At 73.2% G+C, this 3758-nt stretch carries 8 protein-coding genes; 3 read left to right on the forward strand and 5 right to left on the reverse strand.

Annotated features, from left to right (window positions below; genetic code table 11):
- Window positions 1-86: 86 nt before the first annotated feature.
- Together JNW89_RS37025 and JNW89_RS30600 are read right to left on the reverse strand one after the other, a co-directional pair.
- Window positions 87-209: a hypothetical protein gene (locus JNW89_RS37025; RefSeq protein WP_255541420.1), complete on the reverse strand. Its 123-nt coding sequence runs from the start codon at window positions 207-209 to the stop codon at window positions 87-89.
- 79 nt (window positions 210-288) lie between these two features.
- On the reverse strand, window positions 289-702 hold the full coding sequence (locus tag JNW89_RS30600) for a hypothetical protein (protein WP_238451724.1): 414 nt from the start codon (window positions 700-702) through the stop codon (window positions 289-291).
- 42 nt (window positions 703-744) lie between these two features.
- Between JNW89_RS30600 and JNW89_RS30605 the strand changes: the two genes are divergently transcribed.
- A complete protein-coding gene (locus tag JNW89_RS30605; RefSeq protein WP_238451657.1) occupies window positions 745-1038 on the forward strand; it encodes a hypothetical protein in 294 nt (97 codons plus the stop codon).
- A 10-nt stretch (window positions 1039-1048) separates the two neighbouring features.
- Here the strand turns inward: JNW89_RS30605 and JNW89_RS30610 are convergent, their stop codons facing one another.
- On the reverse strand, window positions 1049-1237 hold the full coding sequence (locus JNW89_RS30610) for a hypothetical protein (protein WP_238451656.1): 189 nt from the start codon (window positions 1235-1237) through the stop codon (window positions 1049-1051).
- An 88-nt stretch (window positions 1238-1325) separates the two neighbouring features.
- On the opposite strand from JNW89_RS30610, the gene JNW89_RS30615 reads away from it, so the two are divergent.
- The gene (locus tag JNW89_RS30615; RefSeq protein WP_238451655.1) at window positions 1326-1622 is read left to right on the forward strand and encodes a hypothetical protein; all 297 of its coding nucleotides are present in this window, start codon (window positions 1326-1328) and stop codon (window positions 1620-1622) included.
- 23 nt (window positions 1623-1645) lie between these two features.
- On the opposite strand, the gene ligD is transcribed toward JNW89_RS30615, so the two are convergent.
- Window positions 1646-2683: a non-homologous end-joining DNA ligase gene (ligD, locus tag JNW89_RS30620; protein WP_238451725.1), complete on the reverse strand. Its 1038-nt coding sequence runs from the start codon at window positions 2681-2683 to the stop codon at window positions 1646-1648.
- A 47-nt stretch (window positions 2684-2730) separates the two neighbouring features.
- Between ligD and msrB the strand changes: the two genes are divergently transcribed.
- Window positions 2731-3144: a peptide-methionine (R)-S-oxide reductase MsrB gene (gene msrB / locus JNW89_RS30625; protein ID WP_238451726.1), complete on the forward strand. Its 414-nt coding sequence runs from the start codon at window positions 2731-2733 to the stop codon at window positions 3142-3144.
- Between the two features lie 38 nt (window positions 3145-3182).
- Here msrB and JNW89_RS30630 read toward each other — a convergent pair.
- The coding region (locus tag JNW89_RS30630) for a DUF305 domain-containing protein (protein ID WP_238451654.1) at window positions 3183-3758 on the reverse strand (576 nt) is incomplete at its 5' end.

Here is a 3758-nt window from a genome sequence, read left to right on the forward strand (position 1 = left end):
GCGCAGCGCCTCGGCGAAGCGGGCCACCCTGCCGTCCAGGGCGGCCAGCTCGTCCGGGCCGAGCAGCACCACCGGGCCGCCGTCGGTCACCGCCAGCACTGGTTGTAGTCGGACAGCCCGGTGACCAGCGCGACGGCGACCAACGCGGCGACCGCCGCCGCCAGCAGCAGGCCCCGCGCCTCGCGGGCCCGCCTCCACACCAGCTTCATCCGTACGCCTCCCCCGGGGGGCCCTCGCTGGGCCGGTGACCAGGAAGAGCGGGTACGGGCCGGAAAAGGTTCGCGCCCTTTACATGATCGTTATCCGACCCCGTCCCAGCGCAGGCCGCCCGCGTGCGGCCGCGCGCAGCGCCTCGGCGAAGCGGGCCACCCTGCCGTCCAGGGCGGCCAGCTCGTCCGGGCCGAGCAGCACCACCGGGCCGCCGTCGGTCACCGCCAGCACGCAGGGGGTACGACCCTCGCTGGCCGCCCGGACCGCCGGGCTGCGCTCGTTGAGGTGCACCAGTTCCACCGGCACGCCCAGCGCCGGCAGGAGGTCGCGCCACTCCCGCTTGCGACCCAGACCGTGGTGGGTGACGTCGCACAGCGCGCACGAGGTGGTTCCCCGCACCTTGCCGACCAGGTACGCCAGTTCGCCGCGCAGCCCGCCGTCGGCGTGGTAGACGCCGACCAGTCGCCGGACCACGCCCGAGGTGGAGGTCATGCCGGCCAGTGTGCCGGACGTCGATCTGCTTGGATCACCGGCATGGAAGCCACCCTCGTCGTCCTGCTGCTGCTCGTCGTGGCGCTGCTCGGCGCGCAACTGTCCGTCCCGGCCCGGCGGGACGGCACGGCGGCCCGGCTGACGGAGATCGAACGCCGACTCCAGCTGGTGATGGACCACCTCGGCGTGGTGGACGACGGCCCGGCGCTGCCCGGGGTCCGCGAGCACCTGGCCCGGGGCGAGAAGATCAAGGCCATCAAGGCGTACCGGGCGGCGACCGGCGCGGACCTGAAGACCGCAAAGGAGGCGGTGGAGGCGATGGCCGGGCAGCGCTGACGGCGGGCGCTCAGTCGGCCAGTGAATCCGGCCGGTGCTGCTTGATCCACTTTTCGACGTCGGACTTCCGCCAGATCTTGCCCATGGCCAGGACGGCGATCGGCTCCGGGAAGTTCCGTTGATTGGCGATCACGGACGCGCGCTGCCGCGAGACGCCACCGAGCATCTCCCGAATCTCCGACACGCCGACAAGCTCCACACGTTGACGATGACAGCGGCACAGTCGCCAGACGGCGACAACTACGGTGTCTGTTGACGTAGACAACGGAGTCGGTCAGCATGAGGGTATGGCTACGCCCCACACCTCCGCTGTACCCGACCGTCAGCGGCGGGCGGTCCGTCCGCACGTGCCGATGCGGCCGCTCTGGTTGTGCCGGGTGTGCGCCGCCGCCTGGCCGTGCCCGCCGGCGCGGCTGCTGCTGGGCATGGAGTACCGCCGGGATCCGGTGGCCCTCTCGGTCTACATGGCGGGCTGCCTCTTCGACGCCACCGCCGACCTGATCAAGCTCAGCCCGAACCCGGCCCCGTCACCGGCGGACCTGTTCGACAGGTTCCTGGCGTGGACGGCCCGGCGGCATACGTAGTGAAGGCCCGGCCCAGCACCCGGTCAGGCGGGCTCGTCGGGCTCGCGCTTCGCCCGGCTCGGCTGCACCCGCTTCGGCTCCCCCGGCATCTTCGGGTGGTCCGGCGGGTACGGCATGTCGCCCTGGCCAGCGGCCGCGTCCCGCTCGGCCCATTCCAGCAGCGGAGTGAGGTCGAACGGGGCGTCGTCGATGCCCGCGTGCGGGTCGCCCCGCTCGGCGAGCCGGGCGGGCACGCTGCGCAGGTCGAAGTCGTCCGGTTCGACGTCGGGCAGCTCGTCCCAGGTGACCGGGGTGGAGACGGTGGCGCGGGCGTTGGCGCGCAGCGAGTAGGCGCAGGCGATGGTGCGGTCCCGGGCCATCTGGTTGTAGTCGACGAACACCCGCCGGCCCCGCTCCTCCTTCCACCAGGCGGTGGTGACCAGGTCGGGGCGGCGGCGCTCCAGCTCGCGGGCGAGCGCGATGGTGGCCCGGCGCACCTCGGTGAACGTCCAGCGGGGCTCGATGCGCAGGTAGACGTGTACGCCCCGGCCGCCGGAGGTCTTCGGCCAGCCGGTCGCACCCAACTCGGCCAGGAGCGCGCGCACCTCGCCGGCCGCGGTCGCCGCGTCGGCGAAGTCGGTGCCGGGCTGCGGGTCGAGGTCGACGCGCAGCTCGTCGGGGCGGTCCACGTCGGCGGCCCGCACCGGCCAGGGATGGAAGACGATGGTGCCCATCTGGGCGGCCCAGGCCACGTGGGCGAGGTCGGCCGGGCAGAGCTCGTCGGCGCTGCGCCCACTGGGGAAGCTGATCTTCGCCGTGCGCACCCACGGCGGGACGCCCCGGGTCGGCACCCGCTTCTGGAAGAACATCTCCCCCTCGATGCCCTCGGGGAAGCGCTGGAGCGTGGTGGGGCGGTCCCGCAGGGCGCGCATGATCCCGTCGCCGACCGCCAGGTAGTAGTGGAAGACGTCCGCCTTGGTGAAGCCGCGGCCGGGGAAGATCACCCGGTCGGGGCTGGTCAGCCGGACGGTGTGCCCGGCGACCTCGATCTCGGTCACCGTCGCCTTCGAGGAGCCGCCCATTCCGCGACCATATGCGACGCCCCCGACATCCGACGTACCGTTGGCGGGTGAGTCTTGACAAGAACGAACTGCCCCGCACCGAGGAAGAGTGGCGGGTCCGGTTGAGCCCGCAGGAGTTTCGGGTGCTGCGCGAGGCCGGCACCGAGCCACCGTGGACGGGCGAGTACGTCGACACGAAGACCCCCGGCGTCTACCACTGCCGGGCCTGTGGCCTGGAACTCTTCTCCAGTGACACCAAGTTCGACTCGCACTGCGGCTGGCCGAGCTTCGACGACGCCATCCCCGGCCGGGTCAAGGAGATCGAGGACCGCACCCTCGGCATGAGCCGCACCGAGATCCGCTGCGCGCGCTGCGACAGCCACCTCGGGCACGTCTTCCACGGCGAGCACTTCACCCCGAAGGACACCCGGCACTGCGTCAACTCGCTGTCGATCCGGCTGGAACCGCGCTCCGACGCCTGACCCGCCGGGCCGCGCCCGGCGGGCGGCGGCGTCGTCGCCTACCGCCGGCCGGCCGCCGGCGCCGTCAGGAGTCGCACCTCCGCGGTACGCGACTGCTCGACCCGCGTGGCCAGTTCGCGTACCTGTGGGCTGGTCGCGGTCGCCAGGTGCGCCCGGGACAGGTCGGCGGCCGCCTGCTGGTGGCTGCCGAGCAACTCGCGCAGCACGGCGTCGACCTGGCCGGCCGGGGCGCTCCGCAGGCGCGCGAGGTCCGCCGGGGCGGCGAGGTGACCGGTGTGGTCGTGCCGCCCGGCGGTCGCGGCCGGACCGGCGTCGCGCAGCCAGGCCCGCATGGTGGCCAGCTCGTCGGCCTCGGTCACCTCGATGGCGGCGACCATGGTGCGCAGTTCGGGGTCGGTCGCCCGGTCGCGGCCCCAGCCGGACGATCTCCGAGTCGTCGTGCTCGGTGTGGGCCCACCATCATGGTCAGGTACAGCACGTCGAGGGTGCCGAGCGTGGTGTCCGCCGAGCCCGCGGTCGCGCAGCCAGGCCCGCATGGTGGCCAGCTCGTCGGCCTCGGTCACCTCGATGGCGGCGACCATGGTGCGCAGTTCGGGGTCGGTCGCCCGGTCGCG

Source organism: Micromonospora sp. 4G55 (assembly GCF_016803375.1).